The organism is Streptomyces sp. TOM-9, assembly GCF_056858595.1.
Genome location: NZ_JBXEQB010000001.1, coordinates 5,652,949 through 5,672,990, shown reverse-complemented (window position 1 = coordinate 5,672,990; position 20,042 = coordinate 5,652,949). Strand labels below are relative to the sequence as shown.

Annotated in this window: 16 protein-coding genes and 1 riboswitch; of the genes, 5 read left to right on the top strand and 11 right to left on the bottom strand. The window is 73.0% G+C overall.

Annotated elements, in window-relative coordinates; genetic code table 11:
• Nucleotides 1-49: 49 nt before the first annotated feature.
• Complete coding sequence (pcrA, locus tag AC1VWI_RS26550; RefSeq protein ID WP_499513506.1) at nt 50-2,485, bottom strand: DNA helicase PcrA; 2,436 nt, start codon at nt 2,483-2,485, stop codon at nt 50-52.
• A gap of 253 nt (nt 2,486-2,738) precedes the next feature.
• A riboswitch (cyclic di-AMP (ydaO/yuaA leader) is annotated at nt 2,739-2,896 on the top strand.
• Between the two features lie 8 nt (nt 2,897-2,904).
• On the opposite strand from pcrA, the gene AC1VWI_RS26545 reads away from it, so the two are divergent.
• Entirely contained in the window at nt 2,905-4,017 is a 1,113-nt protein-coding gene (locus tag AC1VWI_RS26545) for a C40 family peptidase (protein ID WP_499513505.1), read from the top strand.
• Between the two features lie 31 nt (nt 4,018-4,048).
• Here the strand turns inward: AC1VWI_RS26545 and AC1VWI_RS26540 are convergent, their stop codons facing one another.
• Nucleotides 4,049-4,402, bottom strand: a complete 354-nt coding sequence (locus AC1VWI_RS26540) for a hypothetical protein (protein ID WP_499513504.1) — start codon at nt 4,400-4,402, stop codon at nt 4,049-4,051.
• A gap of 338 nt (nt 4,403-4,740) precedes the next feature.
• Between AC1VWI_RS26540 and AC1VWI_RS26535 the strand changes: the two genes are divergently transcribed.
• The gene (locus AC1VWI_RS26535; protein WP_499513503.1) at nt 4,741-5,808 is read left to right on the top strand and encodes a C40 family peptidase; all 1,068 of its coding nucleotides are present in this window, start codon (nt 4,741-4,743) and stop codon (nt 5,806-5,808) included.
• Between the two features lie 18 nt (nt 5,809-5,826).
• Here AC1VWI_RS26535 and AC1VWI_RS26530 read toward each other — a convergent pair whose 3' ends face one another.
• Entirely contained in the window at nt 5,827-6,498 is a 672-nt protein-coding gene (locus AC1VWI_RS26530; RefSeq protein ID WP_499513502.1) for a LuxR C-terminal-related transcriptional regulator, read from the bottom strand.
• Complete coding sequence (locus tag AC1VWI_RS26525) at nt 6,495-7,796, bottom strand: PspC domain-containing protein (protein ID WP_499513501.1); 1,302 nt, start codon at nt 7,794-7,796, stop codon at nt 6,495-6,497. The genes AC1VWI_RS26530 and AC1VWI_RS26525 overlap by 4 nt, the downstream gene beginning before the upstream one ends.
• A 109-nt stretch (nt 7,797-7,905) precedes the next feature.
• Here AC1VWI_RS26525 and AC1VWI_RS26520 point away from each other — a divergent pair, with 109 nt between their 5' ends.
• Together AC1VWI_RS26520 and AC1VWI_RS26515 are read left to right on the top strand one after the other, a co-directional pair.
• Nucleotides 7,906-9,159: a PspC domain-containing protein gene (locus AC1VWI_RS26520; RefSeq protein ID WP_499513500.1), complete on the top strand. Its 1,254-nt coding sequence runs from the start codon at nt 7,906-7,908 to the stop codon at nt 9,157-9,159.
• Complete coding sequence (locus AC1VWI_RS26515) at nt 9,156-9,419, top strand: hypothetical protein (protein ID WP_499513499.1); 264 nt, start codon at nt 9,156-9,158, stop codon at nt 9,417-9,419. The genes AC1VWI_RS26520 and AC1VWI_RS26515 overlap by 4 nt, the downstream gene beginning before the upstream one ends.
• Here AC1VWI_RS26515 and AC1VWI_RS26510 read toward each other — a convergent pair.
• The 3 genes from AC1VWI_RS26510 to guaA form a co-directional block, all read right to left on the bottom strand.
• The gene (locus AC1VWI_RS26510; RefSeq protein ID WP_499513498.1) at nt 9,357-9,875 is read right to left on the bottom strand and encodes a DoxX family protein; all 519 of its coding nucleotides are present in this window, start codon (nt 9,873-9,875) and stop codon (nt 9,357-9,359) included. The two genes, AC1VWI_RS26515 and AC1VWI_RS26510, sit on opposite strands and share 63 nt — an antisense overlap.
• 119 nt (nt 9,876-9,994) lie before the next feature.
• Entirely contained in the window at nt 9,995-10,786 is a 792-nt protein-coding gene (locus AC1VWI_RS26505; RefSeq protein ID WP_499513497.1) for a class II aldolase/adducin family protein, read from the bottom strand.
• A gap of 107 nt (nt 10,787-10,893) precedes the next feature.
• Entirely contained in the window at nt 10,894-12,477 is a 1,584-nt protein-coding gene (gene guaA, locus AC1VWI_RS26500) for a glutamine-hydrolyzing GMP synthase (RefSeq protein ID WP_499513496.1), read from the bottom strand.
• Nucleotides 12,478-12,754: 277 nt separating this feature from the next.
• On the opposite strand from guaA, the gene AC1VWI_RS26495 reads away from it, so the two are divergent.
• The gene (locus AC1VWI_RS26495; protein WP_499513495.1) at nt 12,755-13,045 is read left to right on the top strand and encodes a chorismate mutase; all 291 of its coding nucleotides are present in this window, start codon (nt 12,755-12,757) and stop codon (nt 13,043-13,045) included.
• A gap of 507 nt (nt 13,046-13,552) precedes the next feature.
• Here the strand turns inward: AC1VWI_RS26495 and AC1VWI_RS26490 are convergent.
• From AC1VWI_RS26490 to AC1VWI_RS26475, 4 genes are all read right to left on the bottom strand, one after another.
• Nucleotides 13,553-15,322, bottom strand: coding sequence for a GMC oxidoreductase (locus tag AC1VWI_RS26490; RefSeq protein WP_499513494.1), 1,770 nt, complete (start codon nt 15,320-15,322; stop codon nt 13,553-13,555).
• Between the two features lie 14 nt (nt 15,323-15,336).
• Nucleotides 15,337-16,938 carry a succinic semialdehyde dehydrogenase gene (locus tag AC1VWI_RS26485; protein ID WP_499513493.1) on the bottom strand — a complete coding sequence of 534 codons (1,602 nt, stop codon included), beginning with the start codon at nt 16,936-16,938 and terminating at the stop codon, nt 15,337-15,339.
• Nucleotides 16,939-17,060: 122 nt separating this feature from the next.
• Nucleotides 17,061-18,578 (bottom strand): serine/threonine-protein kinase, encoded by a 1,518-nt coding sequence (locus tag AC1VWI_RS26480; protein WP_499513492.1) that lies wholly within the window; start codon nt 18,576-18,578, stop codon nt 17,061-17,063.
• Nucleotides 18,579-18,598: 20 nt separating this feature from the next.
• Nucleotides 18,599-19,975: a serine/threonine-protein kinase gene (locus AC1VWI_RS26475; protein ID WP_499513491.1), complete on the bottom strand. Its 1,377-nt coding sequence runs from the start codon at nt 19,973-19,975 to the stop codon at nt 18,599-18,601.
• Nucleotides 19,976-20,042 lie beyond the last annotated feature (67 nt).

Sequence of the window (20,042 nt, the reverse complement as noted above, 5' to 3'; positions counted from 1 at the left end):
AACCGGGCCGCCCGAACGAGGCGCGGGCGAGGACCGCTTCTGAAACCGGCTAGAGCTTCTCCACCGGCGCGTACCGCAGCAGCAGCACCTTCGGCCGCTCGTCGCCGAAGTCGATGGTGGCCTTGGCCTTCTCCCCGCTGCCGTCGACCGCGACGACCGTGCCCAGCCCGAACGTGTCGTGCGTGACCCGGTCACCGACCGCCAGCGAGATGACCGGGCGGTCCTGGGTGCGCCGCGTCGCGAATCCGGAGGGCCCGCTCTTCGACGGGGAACGCGACAGCATCGAGGCCGCCGCCGACACCGAGGCGGAGGGTGCCGCGGAGGCGCCCGTGCGCTTCCACTCGATGAGCGGCTCCGGGATCTCCTCCAGGAAGCGCGAGGGCGGGTTGTACGAGGGCTGGCCCCAGGCGCTGCGCATGGTCGACCGCGTCACGTACAGCCGCTGCCGCGCCCGCGTGATGCCGACGTAGGCGAGCCGCCGCTCCTCCTCCAGCTCCTTGGTCTGGCCGAGCGCGCGCATGTGCGGGAAGACCCCGTCCTCCATGCCGGTCAGGAAGACCACCGGGAACTCCAGTCCCTTGGCGGTGTGCAGGGTCATCAGCGTTATGACGCCGCCGCCCTCGTCGTCGTCCGGGATCTGGTCGGAGTCGGCGACCAGCGCGACCCGCTCCAGGAACTCCGCGAGCGTGCCGGGCTCCTCCTCGGTGCGCTCCTGCTCGAACTCCAGTGCCACCGCCGCGAGTTCCTGGAGGTTCTCGATGCGGGTCTCGTCCTGCGGGTCGGTGGAGGCCTGGAGCTCGGCCAGGTAGCCCGTGCGCTCCAGCACGGCCTCCAGGACGGTGGCGGGGCCGGCGCCGGAGTCGACGACGGTGCGCAGCTCCTCCAGGAGCTCGTTGAAGCGCTTGACGGCGTTGACCGAGCGCGACGCCATGCCGAAGGCCTCGTCGACCCGGCGCAGCGCGGCGGCGAAGGAGATCCGCTCGCGCGAGGCCAGGGCGTCGACCATGGCCTCGGCGCGCTCCCCGATGCCGCGCTTGGGCACGTTGAGGATGCGGCGCAGCGGGACGGTGTCCTCGGGGTTGGCGAGCACGCGCAGGTAGGCCAGGACGTCCCGGACCTCCTTGCGCTCGTAGAAGCGGACACCGCCGACGACCTTGTAGGGCAGTCCGACGCGGATGAAGACTTCTTCGAAGACACGGGACTGCGCGTTGGTGCGGTAGAAGACCGCGACCTCGCCGGGGCGGGCGTCGCCGGCGTCGGTGAGCCGGTCGATCTCGTCCGCGATGAACTGCGCCTCGTCGTGCTCCTGGTCGGCGACGTAGCCGGTGATGACCGGGCCCTGGCCGGCCTCCGTCCACAGGTTCTTGGGGCGGCGGGAGGCGTTGCGCTCGATGACGGCGTTGGCGGCGGTCAGGATGTTCTGGGTGGAGCGGTAGTTCTGCTCCAGCAGGATCGTGCGGGCCTGCGGGTAGTCCTCCTCGAACTGGAGGATGTTGCGGATCGTGGCGCCGCGGAAGGCGTAGATGCTCTGGTCGGCGTCACCGACCACGCACAGCTCGGCGGGCCCCTCGCCGCCCTTCTCCGCGTCGCCGGTCCCGACCAGCTCGCGCACCAGGGTGTACTGGGCGTGGTTGGTGTCCTGGTACTCGTCGACCAGGACGTGCCGGAACCGGCGCCGGTAGTGTTCGGCGACGTCCGGGAAGGCCTGGAGCAGGTTGACCGTGGTCATGATGATGTCGTCGAAGTCGAGCGCGTTGGCCTCGCGCAGCCGCGACTGGTACATCGCGTAGGCCTCGGCGAGCTTCTTCTCGAAGGGGTTCTCGGCCTGGTCGGCGAAGGTCTCCTCGTCGATGAGCTCGTTCTTGAGGTTGGAGACCTTGGCGCTGAAGGACTTCGGCGGGAACTGCTTGGGGTCCAGGTCCAGGTCGCGGCAGACCAGGGCCATCAGCCGCTTGGAGTCGGCCGCGTCGTAGATCGAGAAGCTGGAGGTGAAGCCGAGCCTCTTGGACTCCCGGCGCAGGATGCGGACGCACGCGCTGTGGAAGGTGGAGACCCACATCACGTTGGCGCGCGGGCCGACCAGCTGCTCGACGCGCTCCTTCATCTCCCCGGCGGCCTTGTTGGTGAAGGTGATCGCCAGGATCTGGCCGGGGTGCACCTTGCGGGCACCCAGCAGGTACGCGATGCGGTGGGTGAGCACCCGGGTCTTGCCCGAGCCGGCGCCGGCGACGATGAGCAGCGGGGAGCCGGTGTGCTCGACGGCGGCACGCTGCTGCTCGTTGAGCCCCTCCAGCAGCGCGGACGGGTCGACGACCGGGCGGGGGGCGCCGTCCCGGTAGTACGCGTCCCGGTCGACGGGCGCGTCGAAGCGCCCCTCGAAGAGGTCGTCGGGAGCCGTGTCGGGCTCGTCCTCGGGAGGCGGCGGGGGCTCCTCCTCCCTCGGTTCGAGGCCGGCCAGGAAGCTGTCGTCAAAGAGGCTGCTCATCGCCTCCCGAGTCTAGGCCGTGGGACGGACAGCGGTGCGCCGCTTGCCCCAGCCCGCGCCCGAGCCCGACCGGCGTCCGCGCCCTCCGCGGCACGGCCCGTCGCCGCCCGTCGCCGCCCGTGGCGGCCCCGCATGGTGAAGGTCACGAAATGATTGCGGACAATTCGAACACCAGGGTTCCCACGGACCCCCGCAGTTGACTACCGTGCCGCATCAGGCGGTCCGCTCCATGCGGCGGCGACCGTGCCGTCACGGGCCGCCTCCGCTGAGTCCGGCGACCGCCGGAGCCGGGGACCCACGACCTTGGGGTGAATCGGTCCGTACGAGCGCAGCGCGCCCGCACGGCCCGTAGGGCGGCCTTCCGAAGCCCGAACCCGACAGCTAACCCGGTAGGCGGTCCACGGAAGGAGCCGCCTGACTTGGCGACGCACCGCAAGCCGCGCCCGCGCGCGCTGACCGTCCCCGGCCCCCGGGCCGCGGTGGGGCTCACGACCGCCGCACTGGCGACCGTCACCCTCTTCGGCGAGAGCGCGAGCGCGGCGCCCGCCTCACCCGACAAGCCCTCCATCACCGAGGTCAAGGCCCAGGTCGACAAGCTCCACCACCAGGCCGAGGCCGCCACCGAGCGCTACAACGGCGCCAAGGAGCAGACCGAGCAGCAGCGGGAGCGCGCCGACGCGCTGCTGGACCAGGTGGCCCGCAGGACCGAGACGCTCAACTCCGCCCGCCGCACCATCGGCGAGTACGCCGCGGCGCAGTACCGGGGCGGCGGTCTGGACGGGACGACGAGCTTCCTGCTCACCTCCGACCCGCAGCAGTTCCTGGACCAGGCGCACCTGATGGACCGCTTGTCCGACCGCCAGGAGCACGCGCTGGAGACCTTCCGCTCCGAGCAGGCCGAGACGACGGCCAAGCGCGCCGAGGCCGTCGAGAGCCTGCAGAAGCTGACGGACGCGCAGCGGCGGCTGAACGCGGAGAAGACCACGGTCAAGCAGAAGCTCGCCGCGGCGCAGAAGCTGCTGAACAGCCTCACCGCCCAGGAGAAGGCACGGCTGGCGGCGCTGGAGAAGAAGCGGCAGGAGGAGGCCGCCGCGAAGGCCGCGGAGATCGCCGCCAAGGAGAAGGCCGCGCAGCAGGCGGCCGGGGAGTCCGGCTCGACGGCCCCGGTGTCCGGCACCTACGCCGCCAAGGCGGCCAAGGCGATCGAGTTCGCGCGCGCCCAGCTGGGCAAGCCGTACGTGTACGGCGCCACCGGCCCCAACTCCTACGACTGCTCGGGGCTGACCCAGGCCGCCTGGGGCGCCGCAGGCGTCTCGATCCCCCGCGTCACCTACGACCAGGTCGACTTCGGCAGCCGCGTCACCGCCGACCAGCTGCAACCCGGCGACCTGGTCTTCTTCTACTCCGACGTCACCCACGTCGGCCTCTACATCGGCGGCGGCCAGATGATCCACGCCCCCCACACCGGGACCGTGGTGAAGATCGCCCCGATCACGGAGATGCCGATCTACGGCTACGCCCGGATGGCCTGAGCCCCCGCCCGGCCCGTCGCCCCGGCCGGGCTCAGGTCCACAGCACCGCGATGAAGATGTTGGCGGTGGTCAGCGCACCCACGGTGCCGAAGGCCGCCGCCGGCACCTTCTCCTCGTCCCGCTTGACGTACACCAGGCCGAGGATCACCACCAGGACCGCGAGCTTCACGCCGATCTTGACGTTGTTGACCGGCTGGTCGTCGGCCTGGTTGAGGCCGACCAGCAGCACGCCCGTGACCAGCATGGTCAGCGCGCCGTGCAGCATGCCCGGCACGAACCGGGCCTCGCCGCGGCCCATGGCCTTCATCTGGGTGAGGAAGCCGCCCAGCAGCGCGGCGATGCCGATGATGTGCAGGCCGACGATCAGGTTGATGAGTACGTCCATGGCTCAGGACCCTAGTCAGGCTCATACCAGCACTCGGCACCGAGGTCGCCCTCTTCCGTCATATCGGTCACGGCCGGACCGCAAGTGACCAGGTCACCCGTCGAACAGCGGTCATCCGCGGGCAGTCCGCGGCCGAATCGGACCAGTCCCGCACAGTCCGGAGCCCGCTCACGACGTCCAGGTTTAGCGTCCTGCCCCAGGTGGCCGATCCCCACTGCCGCGAGGACCCCGTCCCCGGCACGGCCGCCCCCGCCGAAGGTCCGGCGGTGGACGGCTCCCCGTCCGCCCGCCGCCGGACCGCAGGGGGGCGTACGGACAGCCGGAAGGAGTGACGGCGCGTGGCGTCGCACAGAAGGCCCAGGGAACGCGGCCTGGCAGGCACGACCGCGCGTACCGCAGCCGGTCTCGCCCTGGCGGGCGCGGCCTCCGTGACGGTGTTCGGGGAGGCCGGGCACGCCGAACCCCGGCTGACCACGGACGAGGCCAGGGCCCGGGTGGACCGGCTGTACGAGGAGGCCGAGCAGGCCACCGAGCGGTACAACGGAGCGAAGGAGAAGGCGGACACGGCCACCGGGCGGATCGAGCGCCTCCAGGACGAACTCGCCCGCAGGACCGAGCGGCTCAACGTCACCCGCGACGGCCTCGGCTCCCTCGCCACCGCCCAGTACCGCAACGGCGGCATCGACCCCGCCGTGCAGCTGGCCCTCGCCTCCTCCCCCGGCGACTACCTGGAGCGCGCCGGGATGCTGGACCGGATGAGCAGCCGCCAGAACGCCGCGCTGCGCGCCCTGTCGGCCCAGCGGCGGGGCATCGAGCAGCTGCGCACCGAGACCGAGGGCGAACTGGCGGAACTGCGCGGCACTCGCGCCGAACTCGCCCGCCACAAGCGCACCGTGGAGCAGCGCCTGGCCTCCGCGCGGCAGCTGCTCGGCCGGCTCACCGCCGCCCAGCGCGCCGAGGTGCTGTCCTCCGGGGGCCACGGTTCCGCCGACCCGGCCCGCGCCGGCCGCGGCGCCACCGGCTCCCGCGCCGGGCTGGCGCCCGCGGCCGCCCCCAACGCACGCGCCGCCCGCGCCGTCTCCTTCGCCTACGACTCCCTCGGCCTGCCCTACGTCTGGGGCGCCACCGGGCCCTCGGCGTACGACTGCTCCGGCTTCACGCAGGCCGCGTGGCGGTCGGCCGGGGTCTCCCTGCCGCGCACGACGTACACCCAGATCAACGCGGGCACCCGGATCTCCCGCTCCCAACTGGAGCCCGGCGACCTGGTGTTCTTCTACTCGGGGATCAGCCACGTCGGCCTCTACGTGGGCAACGGCATGATGATCCACGCCCCCCGCACCGGTGACGTCGTCAAACTCGCCCCGGTCGACCAGATGCCCTTCGCGGGCGCCACGCGTCCGGCGTGACGCCCGCGCCGCGGGACCTCAGACCAGCCGGCGCGCGGTCGCCCAGCGGGTGAGTTCGTGCCGGTTGCTGAGCTGCAGCTTGCGCAGCACCGCCGAGACGTGCGACTCGACCGTCTTCACCGAGATGTAGAGCTGCTTGGCGACTTCCTTGTACGCGTAGCCGCGCGCGATCAGCCGCAGCACCTCTCGCTCACGCTGGGTCAGCCGGTCCAGGTCCTCGTCGACCGGCGGGGCGTCGGTGGAGGCGAAGGCGTCCAGGACGAAGCCGGCCAGCCGGGGTGAGAAGACGGCGTCGCCGTCGGCGACCCGGAAGACCGAACTGACCAGGTCGGGGCCGGTGATGGTCTTGGTGACGTAGCCGCGGGCACCGCCGCGGATCACCCCGATGACGTCCTCGGCGGCGTCGGAGACCGACAACGCCAGGAAGCGCACGGGGTGTTCGGCGCCGACCATGAGACCCGCGCAGCGCTTGAGGACCTCGACCCCGCCGCCGCCCGGCAGGTGGACGTCGAGCAGGACGACGTCGGGCCGCGTCGCGGTGATGACGGACACCGCCTGGTCCACGTCGGCGGCCTCGCCGACCACGTCGACCCCGGTCCGCTCGGTCTCGCCGATCTCGGCCTGCACCCCGGTGCGGAACATCCGGTGGTCGTCGACGAGGACGACCCTCACGCGTCGTTCCGTGCTCATGACGATCTCCCTGGTCCCTGGGCCCTGTCCATCTCCAGCTCCACTTCCGTCCCCCCGCCCGGCGCGGAGCGCAGCCGCGCCTCGCCGCCGTTGCGCCGCATCCGGCCGATGATGGACTCCCGGACGCCCATCCTGTCCGACGGTACGTCGTCGAGGTCGAAGCCTGGTCCGCGGTCGCGGACCGACACGAAGACCCTGCTCTCCTCGACCTCCGCGTACACCTGCACGGGCTCGTCCCCACCGTACTTGGCGGCGTTGACCATGGCCTCGCGGGCCGCCTGCATCTGCGCCACCAGGCGTTCGTCGAGCGGGCAGTCGCCCACGCACACCACTTCGACGGGGACGCCGTGCGCGTCCTCCACCTCGGCCGCGGCACGGCGCACCGCCTCGGCGAGCGTGGCCGGCTCGTCCTCCTTGCCGTTGCCCTCGGGCCGGTAGAGCCAGGCCCGCAGCTCCCGTTCCTGCGCGCGGGCCAGCCGGGCGACCTCGCGCGGGTCCTCGGCGTGCCGCTGGATGAGGGTCAGGGTGTGCAGCACGGAGTCGTGGACGTGTGCGGCGACCTCGGCCCGCTCCTGCGCGCGGATGCGGGCGAGCCGCTCGGCCGACAGGTCCTGGGTCATGCGCACGAGGTACGGTCCGGCGATCAGCGCCACGCCGACCAGGACGGCGAGCGCGGCCTGGAGGATGGTGCCCAGGTGGCTGACCGAGCCCTGCACGACGAGGAAGCCGGTCACGCCCACGCCGACGAGGATCACCCCCGCGGCGCCGCGCGCGAACGGCAGCAGCCTCCTGCGGCGGCTCAGCTCGGCCCAGCGGGCCCGGCGGGCGTTGTCGGCCTGCCGCCACACCAGGGCGACGCCGAGCCCGATCAGCAGCAGCGGCCAGACGTAGGCGTTGGCCCTGCCGAGGTTGAGGTTGTCCAGCAGGATGCCGAGGCCGATGGCGAGCGCGATGAGCGCGACGATCTGGCCCCGGTCGGGCCTGCGTCCGGCGAGCCAGGAGCGGGCGTCGCGCGGCTCCTTGGCCTCGACCACCCCGCCGACGCCGAGCGGCACCACGAACCAGAAGACCGCGTACAGCAGGATGCCCAGGCCCTGGATGGTGGCCAGGACGACGAAGACGACGCGCACCCAGGCCACGGGCAGTCCGAGGTGCCCGGCCAGCCCCCGGGCGACGCCGCCGATCATCCGGCCCTCGGAGCTGCGGTAGAGCTTGCGGACCGGGGATCCGGCCGGGTCCGGCGGCGCGAAGTACGACGCCCCGTTGGGTGGGCTGGTCGGTGGTCCGGCGGCTGGCATGTCCCGATCGTCACACGTTTCGCGCACGGTGGGTATCAGGGTTGGCCCCCATGCGGGCTCAGGGTCGTTCCGGATACCGGCACACGTCCCGGCCCGCCACCATGGAGCCATGACGGAGCAGCACACGGAGACGGAGGCGGCCGGGGCACCGCCGGGCCGGCGGCTGGCCCGCTGCCGCGAACGGAAGGTGGTCGCCGGCGTCTGCGAGGGCGCGGGACGGTACTTCGACATCGACCCGGTGGTCTTCCGGATCGTGCTCGGCGTGCTGGCGCTCACCGGCGGCCTCGGGCTGGTGGCCTACGGCCTGGCGTGGCTGCTCGTCCCACTGGAGGGGGAGACCGAGAGCGAGGCGCACCGGCTGCTGTCCGGCCGGGTGGAGGGGACCGCGCTGACGGCGGTGCTGGTCGCGCTGGTCGGCTGCGGGCTGTTCCTGTCGATGCTGGGCAGCGGCGGGAACCTGGCCTTCTCGCTGGGACTGCTGGCGGCGTTCGCCGGTGCCGTGTACCGGTCGGTGCACCGGCGCCAGGCGACCGAGGCGCCCGCGCAGCCGGTCGCGCCACCACCGACCCAGCCGCCGCCGCAGCCCGCCACGGCGGCGTGGTGGAAGGAGACCTCGGTCGAGGACGCGTCCGCGGCGCCGGGGCCGGGCGGCTACCTGTGGGGGCCGGACGACGGTCCCGCGGACGTGGAGCGCGACCGCCGCGAGTGGCGGGACCGGCGCCGGGCGGTGCGGCGCGAGGGCGCCTGGCTGGGCGTGCTCGTGTTCTTCGCGGCGACGGCGGCGGCCGCGGTCGGCCTGGCCGCGTCCTGGTCGTCCCAGCCGCTGGCCACCGGCGTGCAGATCGGTCTCGGTTCGGCGCTGGCCGTCTTCGGCCTGGGCTTCGTGGTGAGCACCTGGTGGGGGCGGCTCGGCGGCGGCACCGTCTTCACGGTGCTGCTGACCGCCGCGCTGCTGGTGGGCTCCACGACGCTGCCGCGGTCGGTCGGCACCGACTGGAAGCAGCGCACCTGGACGCCCACCACGCTCTCGGCGGTGCAGGACTCGTACGAGCTGGGCACGGGCCGGGCGACGCTGGACCTGTCCAAGCTTCAGCCGGGCGGGCGCACCGTCGCGACGCGGGCCGAGGTCGGGGCGGGACAGCTGGTGGTCAGGCTCCCGGAGGACGTCACGCTGCGGATGCACGTCCAGGTGGGCGTGGGCGACGTGCAGTTGCCCGGCGAGAAGGAGAAGGACATCGACGTCCAGCCCGGGCTGGACCGGAAGGTGACCTTGGACCCGGTGGACGGCCGGAAGTCCGCGGGCACGGTGGAGCTCGACGTGGAAGTGGGCGTCGGACAGGTGAAGGTGGTGCAGTTCCCGTGAGACGGCATCGGTTCGCGCCCTCGGCGCTCCTGACCGGCCTGGTCCTGCTGGGACTGGCCGCGGTGTTCCTGCTCGACGCCGCCGGCGAGGTGTCGCTGTCCCCGCACGCCGCGGTGCCCCTGACCTGTGCGGGTCTGGGGCTCGCGGCGCTCGGCGCGGTCACCTCCCGGATGCTCCGGGGGCGGAGCGCCCGGCGCTCAGGCCAGGCCGCGCCGTCCCCGGCCGCGGCGTCCGGCGATCATCGCGTCGACGGACAGTAGCGGGGCGCCGGCGAGGACCAGCGGCAGCCAGGCCATCAGGTAGGCCAGGTCGTTGCCGTAGTAGTACGGCTGCGTGGCCCAGCTGACGGTGAGCCACAGGCTCAGCGAGATGAGCGCCCCTCCGAGGGCGGCGATCCTGCTGAGCAGGCCGACCAGCGTGCCGACGCCGACGGCGATCTCGCCGAAGGCGATCGCGTAGCCGAAGCCGTGCGGGTTCTTCAGGGCCAGGTCGACCATGGCCGGAATCGCGGCGCTGTCGCGCACCGCGTTCAGGGTGCCGACGAGCGAGCCCGGGGCGCCGTCGGTGAAGAAGCTGTCGGACATCAGTTTGTCGAAGCCGGCGTAGACGAAGGTCACGCCGAGGAAGATGCGCAGCGGCAGCAGGGCGTAACGCCGTGCCGTGTCCCGCCACGGTCCCTGACTGGGGTACCGATCCGTGTCTCTCGTTCCGCTCATGCCCGTTATGCCCGTCACGCTCATGACGTCCGCCCTCTCGCACACACCCGCCGTGGATCCCCTCCCGGACCGATTCTCCAGGAGCGCCCTAGGAGATACGTAGGCGAAGCGGCCGTCGTTCAATCAAAAAGCTCTGGATTATCGTGGGCTATCCGCTCATAGGTGGGCTGGTAGTTGATCCAGGCGACCAGATCGTGTCCCAATTGCTCACGGGTGGCGATCGCGTCCTCGTGCGCGATCCACACCGGCTTGCCCGCCGCCTTCGCGCTCAGCTGCACCTGGCAGGACTTCTCCATCGTCATGAACCACCACGCCGCCGCGTCCACGGTCTCGCCGACCGTCAGGAGCCCGTGGTTGCGCAGCACGACCGCCTTGTGCGCCCCCAGGACCACCGCGATGCGCCGCGCCTGCGCCTCGTCCACGACGACCCCGGTGTAGGCGTCGAACAGGGCGTGGTCCTCGTAGAAGGCGCAGGCGTCCTGGGTGATCGGCTCCAGCCGCTCCCCCAGCGCGGCCAGTGCCCGGCCGTAGGTGGAATGGCTGTGGACGACGGCCGTCGCGTCGGGCCGTGCGGTGTGCACGTGGGCGTGGATGGTGAAGGCCGCCTGGTTGACGTGGTGCCGGCCCTCGACGACGGCGCCGTACTGGTTGACCAGGATCACCTCGCCCACGGTGAGGTGCCGGAACGGCACCCCGAAGGGGTTCACCCAGTAGTGCTCCGGCAGCTCCGGATCGCGCACGGTGATGTGCCCCGACACCCCGTCCTCGAAGCCCAGCTCCGCGAACGCCCGCAGCGCCGCCACCAGCCGCTCCTTGCGGTGGCGGCGTTCCTCCGCCGGGTCCTCGAAGGTGGGCGGGAGGGCGAAATGCAGCCGATCGGGCGGTACGGGCTGCGGCACGGTGTCGGTCATGGCGCGGAAGTTACCCCGAGGTACCGCGGATGAACAGGGGCGATACCAGGTTTCCCCGGTATCGCCCCAAGCCTGCCCCACGCAGAGGCCGCGCGGCCTCTACGGGGCTACTCCCACTCGATGGTGCCCGGGGGCTTGCTGGTGACGTCCAGCACGACGCGGTTGACGTCGGCCACCTCGTTGGTGATCCGGGTGGAGATCCGGGCCAGCACCTCGTACGGCAGCCGCGACCAGTCCGCGGTCATGGCGTCCTCGCTGGAGACCGGGCGCAGCACGATGGGGTGACCGTAGGTGCGGCCGTCGCCCTGCACGCCCACCGAGCGGACGTCGGCGAGGAGGACCACCGGGCACTGCCAGATGTCGCGGTCGAGACCGGCGGCGGTCAGCTCCTCGCGGGCGATCGCGTCGGCGTCGCGCAGCAGGTCCAGGCGCTCCTTGGTGACCTCGCCGACGATGCGGATGCCCAGGCCCGGCCCCGGGAAGGGCTGGCGCTGGACGATCTCCTCGGGCAGGCCGAGCTCCTGGCCGACCATGCGGACCTCGTCCTTGAACAGCTTGCGCAGCGGCTCGACGAGCTGGAACTGCAGGTCCTCGGGGAGGCCGCCCACGTTGTGGTGGGACTTGATGTTGGCGGTGCCGGTGCCGCCGCCGGACTCCACGACGTCCGGGTAGAGGGTGCCCTGCACCAGGAACTCCACCGACTCGCCGTGGGCGCCGGCCTCGGCGACGATCTCGCTCGCGGCCTGCTCGAAGACCCGGATGAACTCCCGGCCGATGATCTTGCGCTTCTCCTCGGGGTCGGAGACCCCGGCGAGCGCGGTGAGGAAGCGCTCCTGCGCGTCGACGACCTTCAGCTGCACGCCGGTGGCCGCCACGAAGTCCTTCTCGACCTGCTCGGACTCCCCCTTGCGCATCAGACCGTGGTCCACGTAGACGCAGGTCAGCTTCTCCCCGATGGCCTTGTTGACCAGGGCCGCGGCGACCGCGGAGTCCACGCCGCCGGACAGGCCGCAGATGGCGCGCTTGTCGCCGACCTGGGCACGGATCGCGGCGACCTGCTCCTCGACCACGTTGTGCGTGGTCCAGTCGGGCGCGATGCCCGCCCCGCGGTAGAGGAAGTGCTCGAGCACCTGCTGGCCGTGGTCGGAGTGCAGGACCTCGGGGTGGTACTGGACGCCGTAGAGCTTCTTCTCGTCGTTCTCGAACGCGGCCACCGGCACGAGGTCGGTGGAGGCGGAGACGGTGAAGCCCTCCGGGGCGGCGGAGCAGGTGTCGCCGTGCGACATCCACACCGACTGCTCGGCCGGGGTGCCCTCGAAGAGCGTGGAGCCGGTCTTGCCGACGTGCAGCGGGGTACGGCCGTACTCGCGCGACCCGGTGTTGTCGACGGTGCCGCCGAGGGTGATCGCCATCAACTGGAAGCCGTAGCACATGCCGAAGACGGGGACGCCCGCCTCGAACAGGGCGCGGTCCAGCCGCGGGGCGTGCTCGGCGTACACGGACGAGGGGCCGCCCGACAGGATGATCGCCGCGGGCCGCTTGGCCAGCATCTCCTCGACCGGCATCGTGCTCGGCACGATCTCGCTGTAGACCCGGGCCTCGCGGACGCGGCGGGCGATGAGCTGGGCGTACTGCGCCCCGAAGTCAACGACGAGGACGGTGTCGGGGGCGGCTGGGGTCGCTGATGCCACGGTGGGCCTTCCGGCGGTGTCGAACGTGGGGTCCCTGCCGATTCTACCGGGGCCCACGGCTTTACTTCCCCGGCCCGGGGGCGCACACTGCGCCGCATGCTCCACGGCACGCGCTTCGCGTTTACCTATGGCACCGGCTGGTCCGGCTGCCATGGTCGTGCTGTCTGAGCGAGGAACCGCAACCAGACGTCACCAGGCGCCCCGGGCCACACGGCCCGGGGCGCCTGGCGTTTCCCGTCCCGTGCGGCCCGGGGCCCGGCCCCCGAGGAGGAACCCCATGAGCGGCACCCCGGCAGCACAGCAGACGAACGGCCCCGCCACCGACCCCGCCGCCGTCATCGCGGACGCCCGCGAGCGCATCGACGACCTCGACGCCAGGATCATCGCGCTGGTGGGGGAACGCATGACGGTCTCGGCCGGCATCCAGCGCGCCCGCATCGAGTCCGGCGGCCGCCGGGTGCACCTCTCCCGCGAGATGGACATCCTGCGCCGCTACAGCGACCGGCTCGGCAAGCCCGGCACCACCCTCGCCATGACCCTGCTGGAACTGTGCCGCGGACGGGTCTGAAACCCCCGTGGCACCGGCTCCGTGACCCGTTCGGGGGGCATCACCCGTACGGCACGTGACCGCCCACGGACGCCTTCGTTGAATCCGGTGTCCGTGCCAGCCAGGCGCGGTCACCCCGGGCCAGGGAAGCAAGGACGTCGAAACACCACGCGTGGACACCGCTCAGACGCAGCTGGGCGGGGTGCCACCGGAGCGATGAGGCGCGCCCGCGCGAGTGGAAGCAATGCGGCCGCGCCGTGGGACCTCGCTCCGGTGATCCGGTGACCGGACAGCAGGGGACAGCAGCCCGGTCACGACTCAAAGTGGCGGTCGGTTCCGGGGACGCCCGGGACCGGCCGCTCTGCGAGGAACACACTACTCATTTCGCGGCACTTGAGCAGGTATCCGACCCTCGATCGAGTGAGTCGGACCCCGCATCGCGCCCCGCGCGCGGTCCGGGACCCGTACGGAGCACGGCCGAGGGGGCCGCGACCCGGGCGGGTGCGGCCCCCTCGGCGTCCGGCGGGATCAGGCCTTGGGCGGGACCGGCGGGACGGGCAGCACCGGCAGCCGCAGGGCGCCGAAGGCGTCCGCCGGGACGACCGGGTGCTTGGGCTCGACCGCGGCGACGCGCCGGTAGGCCTCGCCCTGGGCCGGACGCGGGTCGGCGTCGCCCTTGTTGGGCCACAGGGACATGGCGCGTTCGGCCTGCGCGGTGATGGTGAGCGAGGGGTTGACCCCCAGGTTGGCGGAGACCGCGGCACCGTCCACCACATGGATGCCCGGGTGCCCGAACAGCCGGTGGTACGGGTCGATCACGCCGTGCCCGGCGTCCTCGCCGATCACGCAGCCGCCCAGGAAGTGGGCGGTGAGCGGGGTGCCCATCAACTCGCCGACGTTGCTGCCCGCGAAGCCGTTGATCTCCTGCGCCAGCAGGCGCGCGGCCTCGGCGCCCTCGGGGATGAAGGAGGGGTTGGGCGCACCGTGCCCCTGCCGGGCGGTGAGCAGTCCCTTCCCCAGGCCCTTGGGCTTGCGGTAGGTGGTCAGCGAGTTGTCCAGGGACTGCATGACCAGGCCGATGATGGTGCGCTCGGACCAACGGCGGTTGGACAGCGACCGCATCAGCAGCACCGGGTGGCGCGCGCAGTGCGCCAGGTAGGCCAGCCCGCGCGGCAGCCGCGTGCCGTGCGGGACCTGCAGGATGGACAGGCCGCCCATCGAGTTGGAGCCCTTGCCGTAGCGGACCGGCTCGATGTGGGTGTTCTCGTCGGGGTGGATCGAGGACGTGATGGCCACGCCCCGCGTGAAGTCCACCCGCTGCTCGCCGGTGCGCCGGCGGTAGCGGCGGCTGTCGGTCTGGGCGCCCACCAGCGCCTCGGAGTTGGTGCGGGTCAGCTCGCCGAGCCGCGCGGACAGGCCGGGCAGCCGGCCCGCGTCGCGCATGCGGTGCAGCAGCGTCTGGGTGCCGTAGGTGCCGGCGGCGACGACCACGTGCCCGGCACGCAGCACGCGCGGCTTCGCCTTGCGCCGGCGGTCGGTGGGGACGACGGTGACGTCGTAGCCGCCCTCGGCGTTCTCCGACAGCCCGGTGACGGTGGTCATCGCGTGGATCTCGGCGCCCGCCTTCTCGGCGAGGTGGAGGTAGTTCTCGTTGAGGGTGTTCTTGGCGCCGTGGCGGCAGCCGGTCATGCACTCCCCGCACTCCGTGCAGGCCCGCCGGGCGGGGCCGGCGCCGCCGAAGTACGGGTCGGGCACCTCGCCGCCGGGCGTGGCCTTGGCGTCGCCCGAGGCGTCCTGGCCGTCGCCGAAGAACACGCCGACCGGGGCCATGTGGAAGGAGTCGCCGACGCCCATCCGCTCGGCGGTCGCCTTCAGGTGGACGTCCGAGGGGGTCATGGTCGGGTTGAGCCGCACCCCGAGCATGCGCTTGGCCTGGTCGTAGTGGGGGGCCAGTTCCTCCTGCCAGTCGGTGATGTGGCCCCACTGGCGGTCCTCGAAGAAGGCCTTCGGCGGGACGTAGAGGGTGTTGGCGTAGTTGAGCGAACCGCCGCCGACCCCCGCGCCCGCCAGGATCATGACGTTGTCGAGCAGGTGGATGCGCTGGATCCCGTACAGGCCGAGCGCCGGGGCCCACAGGTAGTCCTTGATGTGCCAGGAGTTCTTCGGCAGCGACTCCCGGGTCCAGCGGCGGCCCGCCTCCAGGACGCCGACCGTGTAGCCCTTCTCGGTCAGGCGCAGCGCCGACACGGATCCGCCGAAGCCGGACCCGATCACGATCACGTCGTAGTCGAAAGACATCCGCTCCCCCTCCATCAGCGGAGCCTCAGCGCCTTCATCAGCCGGAGGCTGCGGCTCATGAAGGCCGCGTACCCCGCGTCGTCCATGCCCAGCGACGGGGCCATCGGCAGCAGGCGCTGCGTCGCCACCGTCTGCGCCTCGGTGTACTTGAGGATGCCCTCGGAGCCGTGCCTGCGGCCGAGCCCGGAGTCCTTCATGCCGCCCATCGGGGACTGCACGCTGCCGTACGCCGGCGCGTAGCCCTCGTTGACGTTGACGGTGCCGCTGCGCAGACGCGCGGCGATGCGGGCGCCGCGGCGGGTGTCCTTGGTCCAGACGCTGGAGTTGAGGCCGTACGGCGTCGCGTTGGCGCGCTCGACCGCCTCGTCCTCGTCGGTGAAGCGGTACACGGACACCACCGGGCCGAAGGTCTCCTCCGCGCACACGGCCATCGGCGGCTCGACGCCGTCCAGGACGGTCGGCTCGAAGAAGTACGGGCCGACGTCGGGCCGGGCCCTGCCGCCGGTGAGGACGGTGGCGCCCTTGGCGACGGCCTCCTCCACGTGCCGGGTGACGGTCTCCAGCTGGCGCTCGCCGGCCAGCGACCCCATCCCGGCGCCGTAGGCGAGGGCGGTGCCGAGCTTGAGGGCCCCGGCGCGCGCGGTGAAGCGCTCCAGGAAGGCGTCGGCGACGGAGGTGTGGACGAAGAGCCGCTCGATGGAGATGCACAGCTGGCCCGCCGAGGAGAAGCAGGCGCGGACCGCGCCCTCGGCGGCCTTGTCGAGGTCGGCGTCCTCCAGCACCAGCAGGGCGTTCTTGCCGCCGAGTTCGAGGGAGGCGCCGATCAGGCGGGCCGCGGCCCGCGCGGCCACGTCCCGGCCGGTACGGGTGGAGCCGGTGAAGGACACGTAGTCGGCGTGCTCCACGACGGCCGGGCCGACGACCGGGCCCTCGCCGATGACGACCTGCCAGACGTCGGCGGGCAGTCCGGCCTCGATCAGTTGCTCACGCGCCCACAGGGCGGTCAGCGCGGTCTCGGTGTCGGGCTTCATCACCACGGCGTTGCCGGCGGCGAAGGCGGGCAGCGCGTCGCCGATGGAGAGTTCCAGGGGGTAGTTCCAGGGCGCGATCTGGCCGACGACACCGCGCGGGTGCCGCAGCTCCCGCACCTTGGTGAGGGCCGGGATGGCGCCGGTGTGCCGCTTGGGCCTCAGGTACGACGGTGCCTTGACGCCGTAGTGCCGCGCGGCGACGGCGACCGCGAGCACCTCCTCGTGCGCGTGCAGCCGTGTCTTGCCGGTCTCCAGCTGGATCAGGTCCAGCACCTCGGACTGGCGGGCCAGCACGAGGTCGTGGAAGCGCAGCAGCACCGCGGCGCGGCGGCGCACCGGCGTCGCCGCCCAGGCCTTCTGCGCCTCCCGCGCCCTGTCGTAGGCCGCCGCCACGTCCTCCGGCGTCGACTCGGGGAGCTCCGCCAGCTTCTCGCCGGTCAGCGGCGTGTGGTTCACGGTGCGGCCGCTGCCGGCGACGCCCCGCGTCAGCCGCGCCACGAGGTCCGGTGTCACCACGTCCGCGGCGGTCCTGGTGCCGGAGGGGGCGACCGGATTGCCGTTACCGGCAGTAGGAGAGTCCGTCATGGCGGGAGCGTACGACGCGGTGACACCGCATGCATACCCGTCAGTAGCCAGTTTTCACAATTACGCCAGCAAAAGCTGGCAGGAACGCCGCGACCCGTCCCAGGACCGTCCGTGCCGGGACCTCATCCGGTACGGAAGGTGACGCGGGCGGTGTCGAAGTAGTCCCGTCCCCGCTCGGCCAGCTGGAGGGGCGAGGAGACCCACAGGTCGTACTGGCGGCCGTCCTCCTCCCAGCACAGGTCGAAGGTGCGGCGCGGCTCGCCGGGCGTGAAGCCGTCCCAGGTGAACTGCCACAGCGCGGCCGGGTGCCCGTTCTGCGTGGTGGGGGTGACGAAGCCGTCCCGGTAGCCCCGGTACGCCGCAGCGCCCGAGGCGTCCTGGGCCCGCATGACCGCCTCGGGGCCGCGGGCGTCCGGCGGCTGGCTGCGGATGCCGACGCGGAACTCCTCGCCGGCGGAGTAGTAGAAGATCCGCGGCGGTTCCAGGGAGCGCCGGAAGCCCTCCGGCAGGGCGAGCGAGAAACCGGCGGGGTCGTCGACCGTGCGGAAGCCCGCGGGGAGCGCCGGGGCGGACGGCGCCGGGGCGGACGGGGTGGACGAGGCGGACGGGGTGGCGTGCGTGGCCTCGCCGCCCGTGGCGACGGTGCGGACCGGGGAGGCGCCGTCCCCCGGCGATCCCCCGTCCGGCAGCAGGGACGCCGCCGCGACACCGGCCCCCGCCAGCACCACCACGCCCAGCGCGGCCGCGAGCGGGGCCCGCCTGCGCCGGGCCCGGGGAAGCGGCGCGTCCTGCCGCTCCGCCTCCGGGACGGGCGCAGGCGCGGGCACCGCGGTGGGCGGCACGCCGGTCTCCGCGTAGCCGGCGAGCAGGGTCTCGGTCTCCTCCGCGGTCGGGCGCCGCCCGGGCTCGCGGCGCAGCAGCGCCTCGACCACCGGCAGCAGCGGCCCGGTCCGCTCCGGCGGCCGGATCTCGTCGAAGACGACGGCGTGCAGCACCTCCCCCAGGGAGTCACGGCGGAACGGCGACCGCCCGGCGACGGCCGCGCACAGCAGGACGCCCACCGACCACAGGTCGGAGGCGGGACCGGCGGCCTGTCCGGACATGCGCTCGGGGGCGGTGTACTCGGGGGAGCCCACGAAGTCCCCGGCCTTGGTCAGCGTGGTCGCGCCCGCCACCCGCGCGATGCCGAAGTCGGTCAGCACGACCCGCCCGGTGCCGTGCTCGACGAGGACGTTGCCGGGCTTGATGTCGCGGTGGAGGACCCCGCGCTCGTGCGCCGCCCGCAGCGCGCCGGTGACGGCGGCGCCGACGCGGGCGGCCTCGCGCGGTGCCAACGGGCCGTCCTGGGCGAGGACTTCGGCCAGCGAGCGGCCATCGACGAGTTCCATGACGATCCAGGGGCGGCCGTCCTCCTCGACGACGTCGAACAGGACGATCACGTGGGGATGCCGTATCTGCGCGACCGTGCGGGCCTCCCGCAGGGCGCGGTCCTCCTCGCCCTCGGCGTGCAGCTCCTTGACCGCCACCCGGCGGCCCAGCAGTTCGTCGTCGGCCCGCCACACCGTGCCCATGCCGCCGCGCCCGAGCCGCCCCGTGATCCGGTAGCGCCCGGCGACCAGCCGCCCCCCGTCGCCCGTCATGGGGCCATGATGCCGCACCGTCAGTTCCCCGGCTCCGGCCGCCAGGTCTGCAGCGCCACCTGGAAACCGGCGGAGGCGGCGGCCCAGTCGCCGGCCGGCGCCCCCATGTAGAGGGCGTACTCGCTGCCGTCTGCCGCGACGTACGCCTGGTCGACGGCGCGGCGCGGGCCGGGGTGCTCCTTGGAGTCGGTCCAGCTGAACTCCCACAGGCAGCCGTCGCCGCCCCGGAAGGTGTTCTGGTGCAGCCGCACCCGGGTGTAGTCGGGCAGCGCCCGGACGCTCTTCTCCAGTTCGAGCAGGTGCATGTACGGATTGAGCCCCGGCGCCGCGCGGCCGACGCCGATGCGCAGCCGGTGCGCGCCGTCGTCGGGCGTGTAGTCGATCTGGTCGCCGTCCAGTTGCCGCTTCCAGCCGCGCGGCACGGCCAGGCTGAACCCCGCCGGGTCGTGGACCCGCACGTAGCCGGCCGGGACCCCGCTGCCGTCGCCGCGCCCCTTCACCACCGCCAGGACGGCTCCGGTGCCCGCGAGCAGCGCCACCGCGACCGCGGCCGCCACGAGGGCGGTGCGCCGCCTGCCGGGGCGGCGGCGCCGGGGACCACCCGCCGCGATGGCCGCAAGGGTGGTCGCCAACCGGCCGGCCTCCGGCCGCGCGGCCGGCTCCTTCGCGAGCAGCGCCGCGATCACCGGGCGCAGCGGACCGGCCGCCCGGGGTTCGGGCAGGTCCTCGTACACCACGGCCTGCAGCGTGCCGATCGGCGAGGTGCGGCGGAACGGCGAGCGTCCCTCGACCGCCGCGTAGAGCGTGGCACCCAGCGACCACAGGTCGGACTCCGGCCCGGGACGGCCGCCGCGGGCCCGTTCGGGCGCCAGGTAGTCGACGGAGCCGACGAGTTCGCCGGTCCGGGTGATCGCCGAGTCACCCTCGACGACGGCGATGCCGAAGTCCGTCAGCAGGACCCGGCCGTCGCGGGCGAGCAGCACGTTGGCGGGCTTCACGTCCCGGTGGAGCACCCCCGCGGCGTGCGCCGCGCGCAGCGCCTCCAGCACGGCGGCGGCCACGGCGGCCGCCCGCCGCGGCGGCAGCGGGCCGTCCCGTCGCACCACCTCGTCCAGGGAACGGCCGTCGACCAGTTCCATGACGATCCAGGGGCGGCCGTCCTGTTCCACGACGTCGTGGACGGTCACCACGTTGGGGTGGTTGATCCTGGCGGCGGCGCGGGCCTCCTGCTTCATGCGCTCCTGGAGCACGGCGCGGTCGTCCTCGGCGAGGTGGGCGCCGGGCGTCAGCTCCTTGACGGCGACGGTGCGCCGCAGCACGACGTCCTGGGCCTCCCACACCCGCCCCATGCCGCCGCGGCCGATGACGTCGCCGAGCCGGTACCGTCCGGCCAGCACGCTTCCGCTCCCGCTCACTCCCCTGCCCCCACGGCTTCTGCGACGCGCGCCGCAGCCGCGCGGTTCC

Coding starts and splice junctions, on each gene's coding strand:
- pcrA (WP_499513506.1), bottom strand. CDS start 2,485: ATGAGCAGCCTCTTTGACGACAGCTTCCTGGCCGGCCTCGAACCGAGG.
- AC1VWI_RS26540 (WP_499513504.1), bottom strand. CDS start 4,402: ATGGACGTACTCATCAACCTGATCGTCGGCCTGCACATCATCGGCATC.
- AC1VWI_RS26530 (WP_499513502.1), bottom strand. CDS start 6,498: ATGAGCACGGAACGACGCGTGAGGGTCGTCCTCGTCGACGACCACCGG.
- AC1VWI_RS26525 (WP_499513501.1), bottom strand. CDS start 7,796: ATGCCAGCCGCCGGACCACCGACCAGCCCACCCAACGGGGCGTCGTAC.
- AC1VWI_RS26520 (WP_499513500.1), top strand. CDS start 7,906: ATGACGGAGCAGCACACGGAGACGGAGGCGGCCGGGGCACCGCCGGGC.
- AC1VWI_RS26510 (WP_499513498.1), bottom strand. CDS start 9,875: ATGAGCGGAACGAGAGACACGGATCGGTACCCCAGTCAGGGACCGTGG.
- AC1VWI_RS26505 (WP_499513497.1), bottom strand. CDS start 10,786: ATGACCGACACCGTGCCGCAGCCCGTACCGCCCGATCGGCTGCATTTC.
- AC1VWI_RS26495 (WP_499513495.1), top strand. CDS start 12,755: ATGAGCGGCACCCCGGCAGCACAGCAGACGAACGGCCCCGCCACCGAC.
- AC1VWI_RS26490 (WP_499513494.1), bottom strand. CDS start 15,322: ATGTCTTTCGACTACGACGTGATCGTGATCGGGTCCGGCTTCGGCGGA.
- AC1VWI_RS26485 (WP_499513493.1), bottom strand. CDS start 16,938: ATGACGGACTCTCCTACTGCCGGTAACGGCAATCCGGTCGCCCCCTCC.
- AC1VWI_RS26480 (WP_499513492.1), bottom strand. CDS start 18,578: ATGACGGGCGACGGGGGGCGGCTGGTCGCCGGGCGCTACCGGATCACG.